The 21,125-nt window shown below is 69.5% G+C and carries 20 protein-coding genes; 11 read left to right on the forward strand and 9 right to left on the reverse strand.

Translation table 11 applies throughout. The features are described 5' to 3' along the window. The first annotated feature begins 234 nt into the window (after positions 1–234). A complete protein-coding gene (locus tag J2851_RS36780) occupies positions 235–381 on the forward strand; it encodes a RebB family R body protein (protein WP_209772304.1) in 147 nt (48 codons plus the stop codon). 85 nt (positions 382–466) lie between these two features. Here J2851_RS36780 and J2851_RS32620 read toward each other — a convergent pair whose 3' ends face one another. The 3 genes from J2851_RS32620 to J2851_RS32630 are packed head-to-tail and all read right to left on the reverse strand — an operon-like array spanning position 467 to position 2,081. Next, entirely contained in the window at positions 467–703 is a 237-nt protein-coding gene (locus J2851_RS32620; RefSeq protein WP_209772307.1) for a thioredoxin family protein, read from the reverse strand. 14 nt (positions 704–717) lie between these two features. Further along, positions 718–1,782: a permease gene (locus J2851_RS32625; protein WP_209772310.1), complete on the reverse strand. Its 1,065-nt coding sequence runs from the start codon at positions 1,780–1,782 to the stop codon at positions 718–720. Next, the gene (locus tag J2851_RS32630) at positions 1,779–2,081 is read right to left on the reverse strand and encodes an ArsR/SmtB family transcription factor (protein WP_209772312.1); all 303 of its coding nucleotides are present in this window, start codon (positions 2,079–2,081) and stop codon (positions 1,779–1,781) included. Before J2851_RS32630 ends, J2851_RS32625 begins: the two co-directional genes overlap by 4 nt. Before the next feature lie 314 nt (positions 2,082–2,395). Here J2851_RS32630 and J2851_RS32635 point away from each other — a divergent pair, with 314 nt between their 5' ends. The 7 genes from J2851_RS32635 to J2851_RS32665 all read left to right on the forward strand — a co-directional run bounded on the left by J2851_RS32635 (position 2,396) and on the right by J2851_RS32665 (position 10,458). Beyond that, positions 2,396–4,651 carry a PBP1A family penicillin-binding protein gene (locus J2851_RS32635; RefSeq protein ID WP_209772314.1) on the forward strand — a complete coding sequence of 752 codons (2,256 nt, stop codon included), beginning with the start codon at positions 2,396–2,398 and terminating at the stop codon, positions 4,649–4,651. Between the two features lie 36 nt (positions 4,652–4,687). Further along, positions 4,688–5,062: a hypothetical protein gene (locus J2851_RS32640; protein ID WP_209772317.1), complete on the forward strand. Its 375-nt coding sequence runs from the start codon at positions 4,688–4,690 to the stop codon at positions 5,060–5,062. A 210-nt stretch (positions 5,063–5,272) separates the two neighbouring features. Continuing rightward, positions 5,273–7,726, forward strand: a complete 2,454-nt coding sequence (gene ppsA / locus J2851_RS32645; protein ID WP_209772320.1) for a phosphoenolpyruvate synthase — start codon at positions 5,273–5,275, stop codon at positions 7,724–7,726. Beyond that, positions 7,723–8,301: an NAD(P)H-dependent oxidoreductase gene (locus J2851_RS32650; protein WP_209772323.1), complete on the forward strand. Its 579-nt coding sequence runs from the start codon at positions 7,723–7,725 to the stop codon at positions 8,299–8,301. Before ppsA ends, J2851_RS32650 begins: the two co-directional genes overlap by 4 nt. A gap of 255 nt (positions 8,302–8,556) precedes the next feature. Beyond that, positions 8,557–9,117, forward strand: a complete 561-nt coding sequence (locus J2851_RS32655; RefSeq protein WP_209772326.1) for a BCAM0308 family protein — start codon at positions 8,557–8,559, stop codon at positions 9,115–9,117. A gap of 94 nt (positions 9,118–9,211) precedes the next feature. Next, entirely contained in the window at positions 9,212–9,445 is a 234-nt protein-coding gene (locus tag J2851_RS32660; protein WP_209772341.1) for a DUF2188 domain-containing protein, read from the forward strand. A gap of 26 nt (positions 9,446–9,471) precedes the next feature. Next, entirely contained in the window at positions 9,472–10,458 is a 987-nt protein-coding gene (locus J2851_RS32665; protein ID WP_209772343.1) for a ribose-phosphate diphosphokinase, read from the forward strand. Here J2851_RS32665 and J2851_RS32670 read toward each other — a convergent pair. The 3 genes from J2851_RS32670 to J2851_RS32680 form a co-directional block, all read right to left on the reverse strand. Next, the gene (locus tag J2851_RS32670; RefSeq protein ID WP_209772345.1) at positions 10,436–12,175 is read right to left on the reverse strand and encodes a long-chain-fatty-acid--CoA ligase; all 1,740 of its coding nucleotides are present in this window, start codon (positions 12,173–12,175) and stop codon (positions 10,436–10,438) included. The genes J2851_RS32665 and J2851_RS32670 overlap by 23 nt on opposite strands. A 113-nt stretch (positions 12,176–12,288) precedes the next feature. Then, positions 12,289–12,825 carry a hypothetical protein gene (locus J2851_RS32675; RefSeq protein ID WP_209772347.1) on the reverse strand — a complete coding sequence of 179 codons (537 nt, stop codon included), beginning with the start codon at positions 12,823–12,825 and terminating at the stop codon, positions 12,289–12,291. Positions 12,826–12,902: 77 nt separating this feature from the next. Then, a complete protein-coding gene (locus J2851_RS32680; RefSeq protein WP_209772349.1) occupies positions 12,903–13,703 on the reverse strand; it encodes a universal stress protein in 801 nt (266 codons plus the stop codon). Positions 13,704–14,024: 321 nt separating this feature from the next. On the opposite strand from J2851_RS32680, the gene J2851_RS32685 reads away from it, so the two are divergent. The 3 genes from J2851_RS32685 (at position 14,025) to J2851_RS32695 (ending at position 17,090) form a co-directional block, all read left to right on the forward strand. Continuing rightward, on the forward strand, positions 14,025–14,726 hold the full coding sequence (locus J2851_RS32685) for a DUF3313 domain-containing protein (RefSeq protein WP_209772351.1): 702 nt from the start codon (positions 14,025–14,027) through the stop codon (positions 14,724–14,726). Positions 14,727–14,823: 97 nt separating this feature from the next. Beyond that, positions 14,824–15,339: a hypothetical protein gene (locus J2851_RS32690; RefSeq protein ID WP_209772353.1), complete on the forward strand. Its 516-nt coding sequence runs from the start codon at positions 14,824–14,826 to the stop codon at positions 15,337–15,339. A 65-nt stretch (positions 15,340–15,404) separates the two neighbouring features. Then, on the forward strand, positions 15,405–17,090 hold the full coding sequence (locus J2851_RS32695) for a mechanosensitive ion channel family protein (RefSeq protein WP_209772356.1): 1,686 nt from the start codon (positions 15,405–15,407) through the stop codon (positions 17,088–17,090). 10 nt (positions 17,091–17,100) lie between these two features. On the opposite strand, the gene J2851_RS32700 is transcribed toward J2851_RS32695, so the two are convergent. Genes J2851_RS32700 through J2851_RS32710 form a run of 3 tightly spaced genes read right to left on the reverse strand, consistent with a single transcriptional unit; the run spans position 17,101 to position 20,815 of the window. Next, entirely contained in the window at positions 17,101–18,402 is a 1,302-nt protein-coding gene (locus tag J2851_RS32700) for a paraquat-inducible protein A (RefSeq protein ID WP_209772358.1), read from the reverse strand. Further along, positions 18,399–19,094 carry a PqiC family protein gene (locus tag J2851_RS32705; RefSeq protein WP_209772360.1) on the reverse strand — a complete coding sequence of 232 codons (696 nt, stop codon included), beginning with the start codon at positions 19,092–19,094 and terminating at the stop codon, positions 18,399–18,401. The genes J2851_RS32700 and J2851_RS32705 overlap by 4 nt, the downstream gene beginning before the upstream one ends. Then, positions 19,091–20,815, reverse strand: a complete 1,725-nt coding sequence (locus tag J2851_RS32710; protein ID WP_209772363.1) for a PqiB family protein — start codon at positions 20,813–20,815, stop codon at positions 19,091–19,093. The genes J2851_RS32705 and J2851_RS32710 overlap by 4 nt, the downstream gene beginning before the upstream one ends. Positions 20,816–21,125 lie beyond the last annotated feature (310 nt).

Below are 21,125 nucleotides of genomic sequence, written 5' to 3' on the forward strand. Positions count from 1 at the left end.
AACTGGATCAGGGCCCAGCGGGCCGGTCCTGGCTATCGATCGGGGCGAGCGGTCGGGCGGGAGAGCCGGCCCTCCGGTCGCCGTGCCGCCATCCACGGGGAAACTTGACTGATTTGCTCGGCCACTCCTTGACGGCGGTCAAGCGCGTGCGTTTGTAACGCTGGCGTGTTGATGGTGCCGTTGCAAAGTTTGACGGTGGTCTGAACCAGCACGCTTTCCCCTGCGCCCGTTCCGTTGTTTCGGCGGGGTACTTTTCACCAGGCCGCTGGGCAGGCGTTCTCGCTGACCATGCAGAATGCAGCCTCCAATCAGCAGAACCTCAACGCGCTGACCCCTTCCCTCGTGGCCAACGCACCAACCCGGATAATTCACCAGAGCTGAAGCCGGGGCGGTGGGCGCTCGGCAGGCTGCATCGAGGATTCCCCCGCGCGCATGTTTTTGAGCGCCAGCGCAATGCGGACGCTGATCACGCCGTCAGCCACTTGGCGATGTCGTCCGCCTTGGGCAGGCCACCGGCATGCACGACCTTGCCGTCGACGACGACACCGGGCGTGGAGGCGATGCCGTACCCGGCGATCGCCGCGTAGTCGGTCACCTTCTCCACATGGACGGAAACGCCCAACCGCTCGGCTTCGGTCCGCACCAGCTGTTCGGTCGCTTGGCAGCGCTTGCATCCAGGACCGAGAATTTTCACGTCCTTCATGGCTTTGCTCCTTCTCAGACGAACAGCGCGTTGAACAGGAAGCCAACGGCGAGGATGCCGAGCCCGACGACACCGACGAACACGGCGATCAGCCGCAGCGTCAGCACCTTGCGCAGGATGATCATTTCCGGCAGCGACAGCGCGATGACCGACATCATAAAGGCGAGCACGGTGCCGAGCGCGGCGCCCTTGCCGATCAGCGCCTCGACGACCGGGATGATCCCGGCGGCGTTCGAGTACATCGGGATGCCCAGCAGCACCGCGGCCGGGACCGACCACCAGGCGTCCCGGCCCATGATGGTGGCGAGGAGGTCGGCTGGCACGTAACCGTGGATGAAGGCCCCGGCCGCGATGCCCGCGATGATCCACACCCAGACCCGGCCGACGACGTCCTTGACCGCCTCGATCCCGGCCTTGATGCGGTCCACGACCGTGACCTCCTCGACCGGCAGGTCGGCGACGCCCGAGCGGAGGTTGCGCACCCACTCCTCCAGCCAGCCCTCCAGGTGCAGACGGCCGATGGCCCAGCCCGCGACGATGGCGACGGCGAGCCCGAAGGCGAGATAGGTCAGCGCCACCTTCCAGCCGAGCAGCGCGAACAGCAGGCCGAGCGCCACCTCGTTGACCATCGGCGCGGCGATCAGGAACGAAAAGGTCACCCCGAGCGGCACGCCCGCCGAGACGAAGCCGATGAACAGCGGCACGGCGGAGCAGGAGCAGAACGGCGTGACGATGCCGAGACCGGCGGCCGCCACGTTCCCCACTCCCTCGCGCCGCCCGGCCAGCACCGCACGCGTCCGCTCGGGCGAGAAGAAGCTCCGCACGATGCCCATGGCGAACACGACCAGGGTGAGCAGCATCAGCACCTTGGGCGTGTCGTAGACGAAGAACCGGATGGCCTCCTCCAGCTGGCTGCCGCGCTCAAGCGGCAGCAGCGCCACAACCCGGTTCGAAACGGGAACGAGTTGGCCGTACAGGGCGAACCAGAGCAGGACGAAGGCTGTCGTTCCGGCAATCCAGGGCCAGGGGCTCAGCCGTTGCGGCCCCGCTTTCGGGGCCACGGAGGTCTCGATGGTCATGCCGCCTCCTTTCGCTCCTCAGCCATCGCGGCGATCACCGCGTCGATGATGGCAGCGATCTGAGGGGCCAGCGCGGGATTGCGGCGGTAACGGACCCATTGGGCGTCGCGGCGATCGACGACAAGGCCGGCACTCTTGAGGGCCGCCATGTGGCGGGACATCCGGGACTGCGTGGCCGCGAGACGGTCCATCAGCTCGCAGACGCAGTGCTCCCGGCCATCCCACAGCAGGCGCACGGCGCCGAGCCGGGTCGGATCGGAGAGAACGGACATCAGGGAGGTCACCGCTTCGGTCTGCATGCGTAGCCCCGCTTATGCGCGTAGGCGCATTATCGCTCCGGGTGAGCAAAGGCCGTCAATCAGCCACCGCTGGGACATCTTGTCGCGGGAAGGCGGAGGCGCGCCCCGTCCGCGTCTCCTCCGTTTCCTCCACGTCCATAAGATTTATGCAATAAACCGCCCCTGTAACAAGTTGCGGCACGACGTGCCGGCGGAGGCCTTTCTGGTCTATGGCTAAGCCCAAGGAATTGCCCGCCGGAGCGTTCGATGTGCTGCGTGTGTCCAACAGCCGGTCCTTCGGGACCGCCCCTTGTCCTGTGTGCCGTGGGCGCATCATGAACATCATGCTGCCGGTTCGGCTCCGGGCGGCGTTGGACCGCGTGCCCCGGGCGCGGGTGCGACGGCTGCTTCCCTATGCGGCCGTCGGCGTGTTGGCGATTTCCGCCGCCGGGCTGACGGTCGCTGCCTACCAGATCGCGTCGCTCCCGTTGCCCGCCGCCTACGACAACCCGAGCCGTGGGGCGACGGTCCTGAAGGCGGCGAGCGGCGAGGTGTTCGCGAGCCGCGGCGCCGCCCGCGGCGGGCACGTCGACCGGAAGGAGCTTCCGAAGCACCTGGTCGATGCCCTGCTGGCCACCGAGGACCGCCGCTTCTACGAGCATGGCGGGCTCGACCTGCGCGGCATCCTGCGCGCGGCGGTCACCAACCTGTTCGCCGGCGGTGTCCGCCAGGGCGGCAGCACGATCACGCAGCAGCTGGTCAAGAACAGCTTCCTGACGCCCGAGCGCACCTTCGGCCGCAAGATCCAGGAAGCGCTGCTCACCGTCTGGCTTGAGCGCCGTCTCACCAAGGACCAGATCCTCGAACGCTACCTCGACACGGTCTACCTGGGAGCCGGCGCCTACGGCGTGGACGCGGCGGCCCGGCGGTACTTCGGCAAGGCCCCCGCCGACCTGACGCTGGCCGAGTCCGCGATGCTGGTCGGCCTGATCCACGCGCCGTCGCGGCTGGCCCCGACGCGCTCGCTGGAGGCGGCCCGCGCCCGCGCCGAGACGGTGCTGGCCGCCATGGTGGAGACCGGCGCCATCACCGAGGCGGAGGCCGCCAAGGCGCGTGCCGAGCCCGCCCGCCTGGCCGTCCCGCCGCGCGACACGCCGGGCAACGGCCATTTCGCCGACTGGGTGGACGCCGAAACGCAGCGCCTGCTCGGCGGCGTGATCGGCGACTTCACCGTCGAGACGACGCTCAACCCCGCTCTCCAGGCCGAAGCCGAGCGTGTCGTCGCCCACTGGCTCGGTTCGCCCGAGGCAAAAGGTGCGTCCGAAGCCGCGCTGGTCGCGATGACGCCGGACGGCGCCGTGCTGGCGATGGTCGGCGGCCGGGATTACGCCGGCAGCCAATTCAACCGCGCCGTCCAGGCGCACCGCCAGCCCGGTTCGCTGTTCAAGCTCTTCGTCTATCTGGCCGCGCTCCAGGCCGGCATGACCCCGGACAGCCCGGTCACCGACGCGCCGGTCAGGATCGGCGATTGGGAGCCCGGCAACTTCGGCGACCGCTACCGCGGGCGGACGACGCTGCGCGCCGCCTTCGCCGAGTCCTTGAACTCGGTGGCGGTGCGGCTGGCCGAGCAGGTCGGGCGCGACAAGGTCATCGCGCTCGCCCGCTCCATGGGCATCGAGTCGCCGTTGGCGCCGGACCCGAGCCTGGCGCTGGGCACCTCCGAGGTCACGCTGCTGGAGATCACCGCCGCTTACGCCGCCGTGGACGCCGGGGTGGCCCGCGTCCAGCCCTACGGGGTGCGCCGCATCGTCGGGCCCGGCGCCGCCTTTGTTGCCCGGGAACCACTCCGTCCGGCCCCGTCCGCGTGGCCGCGGGAGGACATGCTCGACCTGCTCGGGTCGGTGGTGCGCGCGGGCACCGGAAAGGCGGCGGCCCTCGATGCCCCGGTCTTCGGCAAGACGGGCACCACCCAGGAAAGCCGCGACGCCTGGTTCGTCGGCTTCACGCGGGACCTCGTGGTCGGCGTGTGGGTCGGCAACGACGACAACACGCCGATGAACGGCATCACCGGCGGCAGCCTGCCTGCCCGCATCTGGGCGGATTTCGTCCGGGCGGCCAAGCAGGGTCCGCGGGTGGCCGAAGCCGCCGCAACGGAGCCCCAGCCGACGCCGGAACCGGCCCCGCAGCCGATACCCCTTCCGGCGCCCCAGCCGACGCCCCAGCCGATGCCAGCGCCGCCGGTCATCCGCCTGCCCACACCGGCGGTCGAACGGCCCGAGCCGGTGGTCGGCACGCCGATGGTCATCGACACCGGCACGCTGCGGATCGGAGGGCGGATCGTACGGCTCGACGGCGTTCAGGGCGAAGGCGGCCGCTTCGCGCGGGAAATGGCCCTCTACATCGGCGGCCGTGAGGTCGCCTGCGAGCCGACCGGACCGGAGCGCTTCCGGTGCGAGGTCGATGGCTGGGACCTGTCGGAGGCGGTGCTCTTCAACGGCGGGGGCCGGGCCACGCCGGACGCCCGGCCGGATCTCCGCGGCGCGGAAACCAAGGCGCGGGCGCAACGCAAGGGCCTGTGGGCGGGCCGTTGAAGGTCAAGGGGGATGGGGACGATGCGGCGGTGTGCGATGATCGTGAGCGCGCTGATGGTGGCCTGGACGCAGCCGGCAGCCGCGGACCCGTGGAAGCACGGAAAAGGCCATGGGCATCATGGCCATCACCACGCGGACGAGGATGAAGGGGAGGAGGCGTTCCGGGACGGCACCTGCGTGATCGAGCGCAAATGGAAGAAGCATGGGGAGTACAAGGACAAGTGGAAGTGCTTCCGGAGGCCGTCGCGCGTGATCGTGGAGTCCGCGCCCTACGTCATCCTCTCGGAGCCGCCCCGCCTCGCCCCGAGGGCGGTCCCGGCGCCCTTCCCCCGTGTGCCGCAGCCCGCTCCTCAGGCTCCAGCGCCGCCGGAGACGGACGCGCCGTCCGGCGGGTGGGAAAACCCCCGCTGAGACGCGGAAGGGGAAATCCGACCTGGAAATCCGACCTGGAAATCCGACTTGGGGGGGGGGGTGGCGCCGAGCGGATCGGCCCAGCGCTCCGGCTCCCGGGGATCGGGCTGCTCGGTCTGCCGGCCTAACCTGGGTTAAGGTCGGCGTCCCGCCGTCCGGCCATGCTGTGTCGTCGATGAGCTGTGTCGATGGACAATCAGGAGGCCGGCCATGCCGGACACCGCATACATCCGCTGGTTTTCCGACCTCGGCCGCGACGACGTGGCCCTGGTGGGCGGCAAGAACGCATCGCTTGGGGAGCTGTATCGGCACTTGAAGCCGCTGGGGGTCGAGGTGCCGGACGGCTTCGCCCTGACCGCGGCCGCCTTCCGCGACGCGCTGACCGCTGCCAACGCCTGGGATGGTCTGCACGCGCTGCTGGACGGGTTGGACAAGAACGATGTGGAGCGCCTTGCCCGCGCCGGCGCCGGCGCCCGCGACATCGTCTACGCCGCCGGCCTGACGCCGGCCATGGAAGCGCAATTGCGCACGGCCTTCCGTGCCCTGCTGGCCGAGTATGGGGAGGGGCTGACCGTGGCGGTGCGCAGCTCCGCCACCGCGGAGGACCTGCCGAACGCCAGCTTCGCCGGGCAGCACGAGACCTACCTGAACGTGGCGGGAGAGGCGATGCTGCTCGACGCGGTGCGCCGCTGCCACGCCTCGCTGTTCACCGACCGGGCCATTTCCTACCGGATCGACCAGGGCTTCGACCACTTCAAGGTCGCGCTGTCGGTCGGGGTGCAGAAGATGGTGCGCTCCGACCGCGCCTCGGCCGGGGTGATGTTCACGCTCGACACGGAATCGGGATTCCGCGACGCCGTGTTCATCACCGGCGCCTATGGGCTGGGGGAAACGGTCGTCCAGGGGGCGGTCGATCCCGACGAGTTCTACGTGCACAAGCCGACCTTCCGGCAGGGCCACCGCACGGTGCTGCGGCGACGCCTGGGCGAGAAGCAGGTCAAGATGGTCTACCGCCCGGGCCGCACGCGCGAGCCGACGCGCACCGTCTCCACCCCCGACGCCGACCGGGAGCGTTTCTGCCTGACCGACGCGGAGGTGCTGCGGCTTGCCGAACAGGCCATTCGGATCGAGGACCATTACGGCCGGCCCATGGACATCGAATGGGCCAAGGACGGGCTGGACGGCGGTCTTTACATCGTCCAGGCAAGGCCGGAAACGGTCGCCTCCCGGCGCGCGGCGCTGGAGTTGGAGAGCTTCGTCATTGAAGGAGCCGGGCCGGAAGGAAAAGGAGCGGTGCTCGTCTCCGGCCGCGCCGTCGGGGGACGCATGGCCACCGGGGCGGTGCGCGTGGTGACCGACGCTCACGACCTGTCCGCCTTCCGTCCGGGCGAGGTGCTGGTGGCCGACACCACGACGCCCGACTGGGAACCGGTGATGAAGACGGCCGCCGCCATCGTCACCAACCGGGGCGGCCGCACCTGCCACGCCGCCATCGTCGCCCGCGAGCTGGGCATCCCCGCCGTGGTCGGGGCCGAGCGCGCGACGGAGGCCCTGCGCGATGGCCAATCAGTGACGGTCTCCTGCGCGGAGGGCGACACCGGCAAGGTCTATGACGGCGCCGTGCCGTTCCGCGTGGAGCGCCTGGACCTCGGCCAGCTGCCGCGCCCGCAGACGCGCATCATGGTGAACCTCGGCAACCCCGACCAAGCCTTCCAGACCGGCCAGCTGCCGGTGGACGGCGTGGGCCTTGCGCGCATGGAGTTCATCGTCAACGAGGCCATCAAGGTCCACCCGATGGCGCTCGTCCACCCGGAGCGGGTCGAGGACGCCGAGGTGCGCGCCCGCATCGCCCGCCTGACCCGCAACCACCCGGACGGCAGCGCCTATTTCGTGGAGCGCCTGTCCGAGGGGATCGGCACCATCGCGGCGGCCTTTTTCCCGCGCCCGGTCATCGTCCGGCTGTCGGACTTCAAGACCAACGAATACGCCTCCCTGATCGGCGGGCGCTGGTTCGAGCCGGTCGAGGAGAATCCCATGCTCGGCTTCCGGGGCGCGTCGCGCTACGCCCATCCCGCCTACGAGGAGGGGTTCGCGCTCGAATGCCGGGCGCTGGGCCGCGTGCGCGGCGCGATGGGGCTGACCAACGTGAAGGTCATGGTGCCCTTCTGCCGCCGCCTGGAGGAGGCCGACCGGGTGATCGCCGCCATGGCCCGCCACGGGCTGGAACGCGGGCGCGACGGGCTGGAAATCTACGTGATGTGCGAGATCCCCAACAACGTCCTGCTGGTGGATGACTTCGCCCAGCGCTTCGACGGCTTCTCCATCGGATCCAACGACCTGACGCAGCTCACGCTCGGCGTGGACCGCGACAGCCCGCTGGTCGCCTTCGACTTCGACGAGCGCGATCCGGGCGTGCTGGCCTTCCTGCGCCAGGCGGTGGAGGGCGCCCGGCGCAACGGCCGGCCCTGCGGCATCTGCGGGCAGGCGCCCTCGGACTATCCGGAAGTCGCCGAGTTCCTCGTGCAACTCGGCATCACCTCGATCAGCCTCACCCCCGACAGCGTGTTGCGGACGCTGAGCGCCGTCGTGGAGCTGGAGCGGCGGCTCGGCCGCGCCCCGCGCGACCCTGAAATGGGCGACCCTGAGACGGGAGAAGCATCATGAAGCACATCGTCGTTTTCGCGCACCCGCGCTCCGGCAGCTTCATCCGGCAGGCGGCCGGGGCCTATGTGGACGAACTGGAGCAATGCGGGCACGAGGTCGAGGTGCGCGACCTCTACACCATGGGCTTCAACCCGGTCCTCTCGGAGGAGGAGCTGGCCGGGAAGGGACCGCTGCCCGAGGACATCCGGATCGAACAGGATCTTATCACCGCTTCCCAGGCGATCACCTTCCTGTTTCCGATCTGGTGGGCCGGGATGCCCGCCATGCTCAAGGGCTATGTGGACCGGGTCTTTACCCACGGCTTCGCCTGGGAAATGCGCGGCGAGGAACTCGAAGGCAAGCTGCACGGGCGCAAAGGGCTGATCGTCACCAGTTCCGGCGCTCCACTGGCCTATCTGGAATCGGTTGGGGAAATGCAGGCCTTCACGGTCACACAGGACGTCGCGATCATGGGACTGTGCGGCATCCGGGTGGTCGAGCACCTGCATTTCGACGATCTGGGGCCGCACACCACGCCCGAGCGGATCGACGACGACATCCGCCGCATCCGGACCGCCGTGCGCGACCATTTCTGACCCGCATGGCGTGTTTGCGCGCGCTTCCGGGCGGTACCCGTCACGCAGGTCGAGAGAACCCCCGGCAACAGGAGTGGCGCTACCTCCTCTTCGCTTGGCTTCCGCCTGGAGCCTGCTTGATCCAGGTTAACGTGCCCACGCGGTATCGGGTCGACAAAGGAAACGGCACACCGAGACGCACGGAGCCCGAGACGCACGGAACCATTGAGTGCCGGCCGCTGCCGGCACTTCCCTTCTTTCATCGGTAGGTTTCCCATGGGCGAGCACATCCACGAACCGCGTTCCCACGATCAGCGTCCCCAAAGCCAACGTCCGCAGCCGCCGCGCCGCGACCGGCTGATCCAGGAGCATGTCCACGACCCGTACAAGCGGGCGGCCAAGCTGTCCGATCCGACGGTCTGCCCGCAGTGCGGCGCCGTCTACCACCACGGGCGGTGGAGCTGGGGGCTGCCTGCCGTCGATGCCGTTGAGGAGCTGTGTCAAGCCTGCCACCGCACCAACGACGGCTACCCCGCCGGCACCCTGACGCTGTCCGGCGGCTTCGTCGCCCCGCACCGCGACGAGATCCTGGCGGCCGTCCGCCACCAGGAGAGCCTTGAGAAGGCTGAACACCCCCTGCACCGGATCATGGACATCAAAGGGCATGACGACAAAGAGGGAGGCGGTAAAGAGGAGGGCGGCATGACCGTCACGACCACGGACATTCATCTGCCCCGCCGCATCGGCGAGGCCCTGCACCGCGCCTATGGGGGCGACCTCGACCTTCACTACGACGAGGGTGCCTATTACGCCCGCGTCGACTGGCGGCGCGACTGAACCGGGAGGCGGACCGGACGGTCGATGCGAGGCGAAACAGAGTCACGGCTGAACGGATGGGCTGAACGGATGGGCTGAACGGATGGATGGTGTCATGGATTCGTGTTTGCACCTGAGATACATCGTGGAGCGGCAGCGGGAGGCATGGACTGTGCGCATGCAGGGTGGCGACTGCGCCGGGGCCTTCCCGTCCCGGCGCGATGCCCTGAAGGCGGCGGTTCGCGATGCGGACCGCGTGTGCGATCTCGGTCATCATGTGGAAGTGTTCGCCCGCCGGGCGGACGGCAGCCTGAAGCAGATCGCCGACCGCTCCACCGCCCGGTCATAAGCCGCTCCAGGTCGGAGGGGATGCCCATGGAAAAGGATGGCCTCGTGCTGTTCGATCTGGATCCGGCCTGGGGGCAGGGGGCACGGATCGCCGAGCATCTGGAGGTGCCGCTGAGCCCCCATGAGGAGCGGAGCTTCGAGGACGGCGAACTCAAGGTCCGCCCGCTGGTGGGCGTGCGCAACAAGGACGTCTACGTGGTGCAGTCCCTGCAGGGCGATGCCGAGCGCAGCGTGCACGACAAGCTGTGCCGGCTGCTGTTCTTCGCCGGCGCGGTGAAGGACGCCTCCGCGGCGCGCGTGACCGTCGTCGCCCCCTATCTGGCCTACGCGCGCAAGGACCGGCGGACCAAGCCGCGCGATCCGGTGACGCTGCGCTATCTGGCCAGCCTGATGGAGGCGGTCGGCGTGGACCGGGTCGTCACGGTCGATGTCCACAACCAGGCGGCCTTCGAGAACGCCTTTCGATGCCGGACGGAGCACCTGGAGGCGCGCAAACTGTTCGTGGCGCATCTGGCGCCGCTGATCGGCGAGCGTGCGGTGAGCATCGTCTCCCCGGATGTGGGCGGCGTGAAGCGCGCCGAACGGCTTCGCGAATCCCTGGAGCACGCCTTGGGTCGCGCTGTCGGTCTGGCCTTCATGGAAAAGACGCGCAGCGGCGGTGTCGTCCGCGGCGAGACGCTGGTCGGCGACGTCCGCGACCGGATGGTGGTGATCGTCGATGACCTGATCAGCACGGGCACCACCATGATGCGAGCGGCGTCGGCCAGCCGCATGGCGGGCTGCGGTCCCATCCATGTCGCCGCGACGCACGGGGTGTTCGTCGGTGGCGCCCCGGCGGTCGTTGCGTCGCCGCTCTTCGACCGGGTCGTCGTCACCGACACGCTGCCGCCGTTCCGCCTGCCGGAGAGGCTGGTGGCCCACCACGTGACCGTCCTGGGCACGGCCCCGCTGCTCGCGGAGGCCATCGTCCGCATTCACCGCGGCGGGTCCGTCAGCGAGTTGCTGGCCGACTGATCTCCCGGTCATCGCTCCCCGGCTTCTCGGGGGGCCGCTCGGGGATGAGGTCGCGTTTCAGGATTTTGCCGATCGTCGAGGTCGGCAACGCCGTGCGGAACTCGATCCGCTGCGGCTGCTCGAAGCGCGACAGGCGGTCGGCGAGGAAGGCGCGCAGTTCCGCCTCCGACAGCGTGGATCCGGGCTGCGGGACGACGAAGGCCCGGATCGTCTGCCCGCGCACCGGGTCGGGCTCGCCGACCACGGCGGCGTCGGCGATCAGGGGGTGCCGCTTGATGACGGCCTCGACGGCGCGCGGATAGACGTGCTGCCCACCGGCAACGATCAGGTCCTTCAGCCGGTCCACGATGTGCAGGTAGCCGTCCTCGTCGAGAAAGCCGATGTCGCCGGTGTGAAGATGCCCGCCGGCCATCGCCTCGGCGGTCGCCGCCGCGTCCTTCCAGTAGCCGGCCATGACCTGCGGCCCGCTCACGCAGATCTCTCCGACGCGGCCCTGCGGCTGCGGCGTGCACCGGTCGTCCAGCGAGACGATCTCCACCATGGTCCCCGGCAGGGGCGGCCCCGCCGAGCCCGGCTTGTTCAGCCCGTCGAACGGGTTGCAGGTCACCACCGGCGAGGCTTCGGTCAGGCCGTAGCCTTCGGCCAGATAGGCCCCGGTGAGCTTCTGGAAGCGCTCCAGCAGCAGCGGCGGCAGGCTGTCGCCCCCCGACACGCACAGGCGCAGCGACGACAGGTCGTACCGGCTCAGCCGGGGAAAGCCGACGATGGCCTGGAACAGGCGCGGCACGCCGCTGAAGATGGTCGGGCGCTTGCGCTGGACGGTGTCCAGGATCTCGCGCACGTCCACCCGCGGCAGCAGGATCAGCTCCGCGCCCAGCGCGAGGGCGAAGTTCATCACGCCGGTCATGCCGAACACGTGGAAGAAGGGCAGCACCGCCAGCACCCGCTCGCGGCCCGGGTCGGCCCCGGTGAACCACCGGCGGCACTGCATCGTGTTGGCGTAGAGGCCGGCGTGGGTCAGGACGGTGCCCTTGGGAACGCCGGTCGTCCCCCCGGTGTATTGCAGCACCGCGGCGTCGGCGCGCGGCTCCACCGCGACGGGCCGGGGATCGCCGCGGTTGGCGAGCAGCCGGCGGAAGGGCACATGGCGCTCGTCCTCGGGGAAGCGCGCCACGTCCCGGCGCTTGAGCAGCGGATAGAGCCAATTTTTCGGGAAGGGCAGGGCGTCGGCCATGCGCGCCACTACGACCGCCCGCAGGCGGCCCGGCCACCCGATCTGGGCGAGCTTGTCCCGGAACGGAACGAGGTCGAGCGTCACCAGCAGTTCGGTCTCGGAATCGTCGATCTGGTGCGCCAACTCGGCCGCCGGGGCGAGCGGGTTGAGGTTGACCACGGTGCCCCCGGCCTTGAGGATCGCGTGGAACGCGATCACCGAATAGGGGCAGTTCGGCAGCAGAAGCGCGACCTTGCAGCCCTTGCCCACACCACGGTCCTGGAGTCCGCGCGCCGCCCGGTCGATCAGCCGGGCGACCTGCCGGTAGGTCGTCCGCCTCCCGTAGAAGTCGAGGCAGGGGTGGTGGGGAAAGGCGGCGCACGCCTCGTCGACCAGGCTGTGCAGTGGCCGTTCGGGCACAGGCGTGCGCCAGTCCAGCCCCGCCGGATAGGACGCATCCCAGGGCAGGTCCCCGCGGACCGCCGGCGTGGTCGAACCGTCCATGGCGCTGCTCCCATCCCAATCGACCGCAACCGGGCCAGTGTAGTGGCCAGTGTGACGCCCAATCGACGGACGGCCTTAACCTGCGATAAGCGGCCGGAGCCGCGCCGGTGCCGTCACATCATGTCCTCCGCTGGCGTGTCCCCGTTGAAGGGGTTGATGCCCCGATGCCGTCGCGGCTTGCCCGTTGCGCAGTCGAGCAGGGCCGGAATGGCCGTGCGCGTTCCCGTCAACAGAATGGACACCGTGCTGCGCCGCCCGTGGACGGACAAGGTCGATCCATGCATGAGCGCATTGAGCACGTCGCGCGTGAGCGGCAGCGCAAGGTTGAACATGTCCGGCGCGGCGACCTCGACGCCGCCCCGTCCGGTCCAGCGCTCGTCGACGCTGACGGCAACGTTGTAGACGCCCCCGACGGTCAGGTCGAAGTCCGTGCGGAGGACGTGCAGTCGGACCATGCTGAAGTCGACCGTCACCGACATCGCGATGGCCGCCTCAACCTCCGGATGCCCGTCAACCCGGTATTCCGAAAAGATCAGGCAGCGGCCGGCACCGTCGCTCTCCAGGCTCCAGCCGACCACCCGGTCCCTGCCGAGGGCCAGGTCCGGAGCAAGGCACGCCGCGGTTATCGCCAGAACAAGGATGCGCCACATCGCTCCGTTCTCCCTGGCCGGCTGTTCCCATCCCGCATTCCCGCCGACCGGGCGCTGGTGCAGGGGGCCGCCACGGCTCAATGCACCATCAGGACCGGCAGCTCGGCGGTCTCCAGCACCTGCTGCGTGGCGCCCCCCAGCGCTTGTTCGAACACACGGGCGTGGCCGTAGGCCCCCATGACGAGGAGATCCACCTCCAGCACGCGGGCCTGGGCGAGGATCGCGCCGGGGGCTTCGAACGCCGTCGCGAAGTTGATCCGCGCGTCCGCGCGGATGTGGTGCGCCTCCAGATAGGCCAGGGCGCGGCGGTCGGGTGCGTCGTCGAACCCCGGCGGGTGCACGGTGAGCAGGATGGTCTCCTTGGCCCGGCGCAGGAACGGCAGCGCGCCGTGCAAGGCGCGGCCGGCCTCGCGGCGCTCGTTCCAGGCGACGAGCACGCGCCGCGGCTGGAACGGCCCCTCCGGCCCCGGCGGGACGACCAGCAGCGGCGCGCTGGCGCTGAGCACCAATTGGCCGAGCGCGCGCGGGGAGAGCCCGCCTCCGTCCCCGCCGCCACGCCCCGCCACGATCAGGTCGGCGTAGCGGCTGTAGAAGGCCAGCCGCTCGGGAAGGGAGCCCTGGTCAACGACCCAGTCGCAGCTCAGGCAGGCCGCGCTGCAACGGGCGATGAAGCTCTGCTCCGCCTCGGCCGATGACATGTCCGGCGCCGGGGGGATGGCCACCGGTGCCCCGACGTACCAGGGCAGGGCGGCCTCGGTCGGGCAGTGGAGGCCGGTGATGCGCCCTCCCGTCAGGTGGGCCACCGCGATGGCCGTTTCCAGGCCGGCGCTGGAGCGCAGGTCCTTGCCGCAGGGCACGAGGATCGACGTGATGTCCATGATGGCCTTCCTCCCTTGGTCCCGTTTTTCTTGGGTGCGGAGGGCAGTTTCGGCGCCGTCCATGGGGCGCGCCTTAACCAGAGTTAAAGCCAAGGGAAGAAAGGTGCGGCGTCGCACCGATCGGCTGGGTGTCCTTCGTGCGCGCAACAGCCTTCACCGATCCGCCCGGGCGTGCCCCGTTCGACGCGCGTTCGCTGGGATGCTGCGCGGCGTTACCGTAACTCGGGCGAACACACGCGCTTGCTACTTCACGACCGGCGCCCGGATTCGGCTGAATGGCCTGTGGATCCACCGACCAGAATCCGACCGGAGAAAACCGCCATGCATTCGAAGGACACCGCCATGGGTTCGCTGCTCCGCGGCTTGGCCATTCTGACCGGCGTTTTATCCCTCGGCACGCTGGCGGGGTGCACGTCGTCCCAATCCGTCGATAAGCCGACCAATCTGCCGGAATCCGCCAGGTTGCGTGAGGACCCCAACCAGCCGGGCGCCTGGGTCTACCGCGCTCCGAACGTCGACTTTGGAAAGTACACCCGCTTCATCGTTAATCCGGTTCAAATCTACCGTGGCCCCGACGCGGACTTTGCCGGCTTGAGCGATGCACAAGTTTACGAACTTGCGCAGCTGATGACCAGCGAGGCACGCCGTGCCCTCGGCGGTGCCAACCTGCTTGCGTCCAGCCCTGGGCCGAACACCGCGCGCATCGTCATCAAGGTCGTCCGTGTCGAACCGACCACCCCCGGGGCGGCGACTGTGTCACGCCTTCTGCCGGTCGGTGCGGTCGCCAACGTGGTCCAAGGCGCGGAAGGTGGCAGCGGCACGTTCACCGGTGCCGCGGTCCTGTCGGCCGAATTCTACGACTCCAAGACGTCGAAGCTGCTCGGCGCCGCGGTGCGTCGCTACCACCCGGCGACGTTCAACATGCAAGCGACGCTGTCGACCATGGACACGGCGCGCGCGGCCGTGCAACAGGCGGCGCAGGACCTGCTGTCAAGCCTTCAGCGCGCCCAAGCGAACCGTTGAACGCCCCGCCGAACGAGTGGTCGAACGAGTGGTCGAACGAGTGGTCGAACGAGTCGTCGAACAGGGGGGCGAACGGTTGAACGTGAGGCGCCAAAGCATGGACGCAGACCATCGACAGCCACGCTTCGGACGGCAGAGACTGGCCCATGAGCTGGAGGAGTATGCGATCGTCGCCGCGTACCTCTGTGTCTGCTTCGGGGCCATCCTGCTCTACAAGGCTTCGGTGCTGGAGGACCATGGCGTCGTCGTCCCCTATTACGGTGTCGGCCTTGCCAAGGCGTTGATCCTCGGCAAGTTCATGCTCATCGGGCAGGCGTTCCACCTTGGCGAGCGGTACCGGGACAGGCCGCTGATTCTGGCGGTCCTCTTTCAATCGGCCATCTTCCTGGTGGTGCTGGCCGCTTTGACGTACGGGGAGGAGCTCCTCGTCGGTGCGATGCGCGGGCGAACGGTGGCGCAATCGGTCTCCGACATCGCCGATGGAAAATGGCAGGAGATCGCCGCGACCTGCTTCCTTCTGTGGCTGATCCTGCTGCCGTACTTCGGCGTGCGGCAGATCGGCCGGGCGCTGGGGGACGGTGTCTTGCGTCGCATGCTCTTCGGCAAGCGGTAAGGGCGAACGGGATGCTCCATGGGTGTCGCCGTCCCTTCTTTCCCGAAGTCCTTTTCGCCAAGGCCTTGCTCCTGAAGGCTTGCGCGGCGGTTCTGCTCGTCCTTGGGGGATTGTGGCTGCCGTGGGCGGCGCCCGCCACGGCCCGCGACGTCAATCCGCTCGAACCGATCGACACCTCCAGCCCGCGAAGCACGCTTCAGGGCTTCCTCGACTTCACGAACAAGGCGTCGGAATCCGCGTACGAGCGCCTGACGAGCTATCTGGCCTCGTCGGCGCTTTTCTTGTCACCGGACGAGGTTTCCGCCATCCGCGGGGCCATCCATTATCTGGAGGCGGCCGAGCGGACCCTCGACGTGAGCGCCCTGCCGCCGGCCACGGAGCGGGAGTCGGCGCGCCGGCTCGTCATCCAGCTCAAGGAGGTGCTCGATCGCATCGACGTGCCGTCCTTGCCGTCCGTTCCGGACGCGGAAGCCATGGCCAAGGGCGAGTTCAAGCGCTGGACGCTGCCCGGAACCGAGATCCGCATCACCCGGGTCGAGACGGGACCACGGTCCGGGGACTATCTGTTCGACCCGGATACGGTCGCGCGCCTGCCGGAGTTCCACGCCAAGGTCGCGCACTTGCCCCCCAAGAGCGGGGCGACACCGGGTTGGTACGAGTTTTCCGCCTACAGGCCGAGCGGCGTCGCGCTTGTCCTCCATCGCGTCGTGCCGCCGCGCTGGATCCTGGACGTGCCCGGATGGGCCCAGGTGCGGTTGCTCGACCAGCCGGCGTGGCGCTGGGTCGGCATCGTGGCACTGCTGGCGGTCGGCCTCGCCGTCGTGCGGCTGTGTGTCCGCCTCAGCCGCTCCTGGGCCAGGCGAAGGCCGTCCGCGGCACGCTGGGCGGACGTGCTGCCGCCCCTCGGCCTCGCCATCGTGGCGCCCCTTGGCGCGTCGATCCTGGCCGACGTGCTGCGGGTGTCCGGCGACGTCTACCAAGTGCTGACGCTGTCGATGTGGGCCCTCTATTACGGGGCGCTGACCTGGGCCACGTGGGTTGCCGGAGGTGCCCTGGCCGAAAGCCTGATCTTCGTGGACCGGCTGCGCGCGGGCAGCATCGACAGCCAGCTCATCCGCATGGTCCTGCGGCTGCTGACGCTCGTCGTCGCGATCGCCATCCTCGTCGCGGGCGCCGACCAGATCGGGCTGCCCGCCTATTCGGTGGTCGCGGGCCTGGGCATCAGCGGCTTTGCCGTCGCCCTGGGCGCGCAGCAGACGCTCGCCAACCTGATCGGCTCCATCATCATCATGGTCGAGAAGCCCTTCACCATCGGGAACGCGATCAAGGTCGGCGGCCTGGAAGGGCAGGTGGAAAGCGTCGGCTTCCGCAGCACGCGCATCCGCACCTCATACAATTCCCTCGCGACCATCCCCAGCAGCCTGGTGGTGAACAGCACCATCGACAACATGGCGGTGCGCGACTACTGCCAGATCAGCGCAACGCTGAAGCTCGCCTGCGACACGCCGGCGGCGCTGGTCGAAGATTTCGTCCAGACCATCGGGCAGGTGCTGCGCCGCCACCCGGACGTCTCCCCGGACAGCGTTCAGGCGACCCTGTACGACGTGGGACCGCAAGGCCTGACGGTCACGCTGAACGCCTTCATCAAAGCCTCCGCCGCGGCGAGCGAACTGGCCACGCGGGAGCGGATCCTCCTGGACGTCCTGCGCCTGGCGGAATCCAAGGGGATACGGTTCGCCCCGCCGGCGTAGGCGCCGCTCCTCAGGCCGCGGCTGGCGCGGCGGCGTGCCGGCCGGCCGCATCCCACATCAGCCGGGGGTCGAAGGTCTCCGCCGCGAACATGGTCAGGATCACCACGCCGCAGAAGGCGACCGCGCCGATGCCGGGCTCGATCGTGACCACCGAGCCGAACTTCACCAGGGCCCCGAGCAAGGCCTCCATGAAGATGTCGATCATCGACCAGCGGCCGATCCAGCGCACGACGTGGTAGAGCCGCGTCCGGTCGCGCAGCCAGCCGGTCCGGCCGGTCTGCGTCGAGACCAGCATGACGGACAGCCCGACGAGCTTCAGCATCGGGACGGCGACGCTGGCGAAGAAGACGAGCGCCGCCAGCGGATACATGCGGGACGCGACCAGCTCCTCCACGCCGCCCAGGATCGTGCTGGGCGCACCGGCGCCCAGCTGCATCACGGTCAGGACCGGGAAGTAGTTGGCCGGGATGTAGAGCGCCGCCGCCGCGATCACCAGGGCCCAGGTGCGGGCCACGCTGTCCGGCTTGCGCGGGTGCAGGGCGGAGCCGCATCGGGGGCAGCGGTGCCGCGCGCCGGCCTCCATGGGACCATCCACGCCGCTGACCAGCCCGCAGACCTCGCAACCTGCGATCTCCACGGCCGCGATCTCCACGGCCTGGCGGTCCGGCGGCGCGCAACGCCCCCGGGCGTCGCCGCGCCGGTCCAGCCGGTCCCAGACCGCCTCGCGGTCCAAGGCGCTGTCGGCCCAGATGAGAACCACAGTCAGGGCGAGCAGCGCGTACACCCCGACGTCGAGCGTGATCTTCACGAGGTCGCCGAGCTTTACGTAGGCGACGAACACCCCGAAGACGAAGACCTCGATCATCGACCAGGGGCCGAGCCGCTCGACCAGGGCGAAGACGCGGCAGAGATGGCGCGGCGGGGCAGCCTCGCGCAGCCGCAGCAGCACGTAGAGCGTGCCGAGCAGCTTGAACAGCGGCGCCACCACGGTGACGAACAGCACCGCCACCGCGAGTTCCGCCATGTCCCGGCGCACCAGTTCGGCCGGCCCGGAGAAGAGGCGCGCGCTGAGCGAAATGCCCGCCTTCTGCACCGTCATCAGCGTCGTGCTGCACATGATGACCAGCAGGACCAACGCGGTGAGGTTCAGCGCGACGCTGTGACCGATCGGGTGGCGCGTGGCGCGCTCCAGGCTGGTGGAGCAGCGCGGGCACTGGGCGGTCATGCCCGGCGCCAAGGCGGGAACCGTCTGGAACAGCCCGCAGCCCGGACACTCGCGCAGCCGCTCCGCGGGGTGGGGCTGGTTCCTCATGGTCGCCCCGCGATTCCGGTGACGGGTGCCGCGGCAGGCCCCGAACCGTGTCCCGCGCCCAGCATCGACGCGAGGCCGTCGGCCAGCTGCCCGACCGCCGTGCTGGTGGCCGCGACCTGGCCGGCAACGCCCGGCTTCGGCGGCGGAACCGCGATCCGGAAGCTGCGCAGGCTGGGCTCCGCCCGCTTCCGGCCGGTCACGCTCGCCTGGGCCTGGAGGACGAGGGTGCCGGACGCGTCCTCGTCGAGGCGCTGGACGTCCACCTCGACGGTCGCGTCGGGGTTGGCGGAGACGGTGCCGGCCTCGCTGACGACCACCGACCGGGACAGGCGCTGCCGCAGCTCATCCGCCAGCACGCGGCCCAGCATCTCGCCCAGCGGCTCACCCCACCAGTCGTTCTCCATCACCTCCAGCCGGTAGTTCTCGGACGAGCGGACGATCTGCGGCCGCTCCAGGTAGCGGGCGATCCCCACCTGACGCAGCAGGACGACCTTGGGCCCGGCGGCGTTCGATGCCGACGCGCCCGAAACGGACGTGTTCGCTGCCGGCGCTCCAGATACGGGCGCGCCAGATACGGGCGCGCCAGATACAGGCGCGATGGTGTACAGGTTGGGCGTCGGGGACGAGCAGGCGGCGAGAAGGACCGCGAAGCCGGCCGCGGCCGGCCGGTATGATCGCAACGGGCGGATCACTCCACACCTCCGGCGGGACGGCCTTTGATCAGGGCTTCCGGGTGGCGCGCGAGCATGTCCGCGAGCGTGCGGATGGAGCGCGCCGCTTCGTTGAGCTGCGCCAGCAGGCGATCGAGGTCGCGGTTGAAGCGCGTGTTGTCGCCATAGCTGTTGTCGAGCGACAGGATCAACCGGTTGGCGTTGCCGAGCGCCTTCTGCAACGCCGTCGAGGTGCCCGACAACTCCTTCAAGGTGGGCGCCACGCCGCTGTCCAGGTGCTGGAGGAGGGTGTTCGCGCTCGCGACGGCGGTCGACAGCTCCGCCACGGTCTGCCGCAGCTGGGGATCGCCGGCCAGATCGTTCATCTTGCCCAGGATGCCGTCCAGGTTGTCGCCGATCTGCTTGAAGGGAATGGCGTTCACCTTGTCGAGCAGCGCCGCCGCGGAGGCCTGCAGGTCGCTCAGGTTGCCGCTTTCGGTGGTGGGCAGCACGAAATCGGTTCCCTCCTTGGTGACGGAGACGGGCGGCGCGTCGGCGACGAAGTCGAGCGCCACCATCTGCTGCCCGGTGATCAGGTTCGCGCTCTGCAACGTCGCGCGCAGGCCCCGCCTCACCAGCACATCCGCCGCTTCCTCCGTCGTGCTGAAGACGGCCTTCCCGCCCACCCCGAGGATGCGCTCGGGCTCGATCTCATAGCGGACCGGCGCCACGACTCTGTCGTTGGCGCGGTCGGGCGCGAGGCGGACGTCGGTGACATGACCGACCACAAGGCCATGCATCGTCACCTCGGAGCCCGGACCAAGGCCGCGGACGGAGCCCGGGAAGTAGGACAGGACGGGAACCTTGCGGCTGTAGGAGGCGGCGTTCGCGGTGTCGCGGTCGGGGAACAGCGGAAATACGTGGTTCTCGGGGCTGACGCCCGCCTGGCGATGCTCGTCCGGGGTGTCGAAGGCGATCCCGCCGAGCAGAAGCGCGCGCACGGACTCCAGTTGGAGATCGACGCCGGCGCCGCCGAGCTTCAGCGACACGCCAGACGCGTTCCAGAAGCGCGTCTCGTCGCGGACATAGGCGTCGAAGGGCGTGCGCACGAAAACGCGGATGGTGGCGCTCTCGGCCATCTCCGCAATGTCCCAGCCCAGCACCTCGCCCACCTCCAAATCCCGGAAGAACACCGGCGAGCCCAGCGAAATGGACCCGAGCCGCTTGGCCTTCAGCTGGAAGGTGCGGCCCGGAACGTTCGCTTCGAGAACCGGCGGGTCTTCCTGGCCGACGAACTCCCGCTGCGCCCTGCCTTCGGTCGGGGCCTCGGACTGGGGTGGGCGCATGCCGACGTAGGAGCCGGAGAGCAGCGTCTCCAGGCCGGAAACGCTGCCGGCGAACAGCCGCGGCTTGACGACCCAGAACACGGTCTGATCGGTCAGCAGCGGTTCGGCTTCGCGGGTCGTCGCGATCGTGACCAGGACGCGGGCGCGGTCGGCGGTCAGCGTCAGGCCCTGCACCGTCCCGAACACGATGTCCTTGTAGCGAAGCTGCGACTGGCCGGCCTGCAGTCCTTCGGCGCTGGCAAAGGTGATCGTGATCGTGGGGCCCTGCTTCGACAGCGTGTGCCAGACGAGCCAGCCGCCGACAAGGACCGCGGCCAGCGGGATCAGCCAGATGGCGGAGATCCGCCGCGACCGCCGGGTCACGGCGCGCGCGGTCACCGGCCGCTCGGCCACCTGATCCATGGCGACGTCATCCATGGCGCCCCCGCTCCGCCCCCGCGAGGGGCCGCGATGCCGTAGCGGTCCCAGTATGAGCCCCGGTATGGAGAGTGATGTCGCGGTCCGTAGCAGAAGGCCGGCGTGGCGGGCGGCTCATGCGAAGGCTCCTCCGGCGGCTGCCGCGCGGCAGTCCCGCCATGTGCGATCAAGGCACGACCAAGCACCGTGTTTGGAAGCAGGGCTTGGAGGCCCTTTGGGCAATCCGCCCACACCGCTAAAGCGGATTTCCATCCGCTTTAGATTCACATGGCCTCATTTGCCGGCCGGGCTTCGGCCGCATGTGCGGCCG

Source organism: Azospirillum rugosum (assembly GCF_017876155.1).
Lineage (GTDB): Bacteria > Pseudomonadota > Alphaproteobacteria > Azospirillales > Azospirillaceae > Azospirillum > Azospirillum rugosum.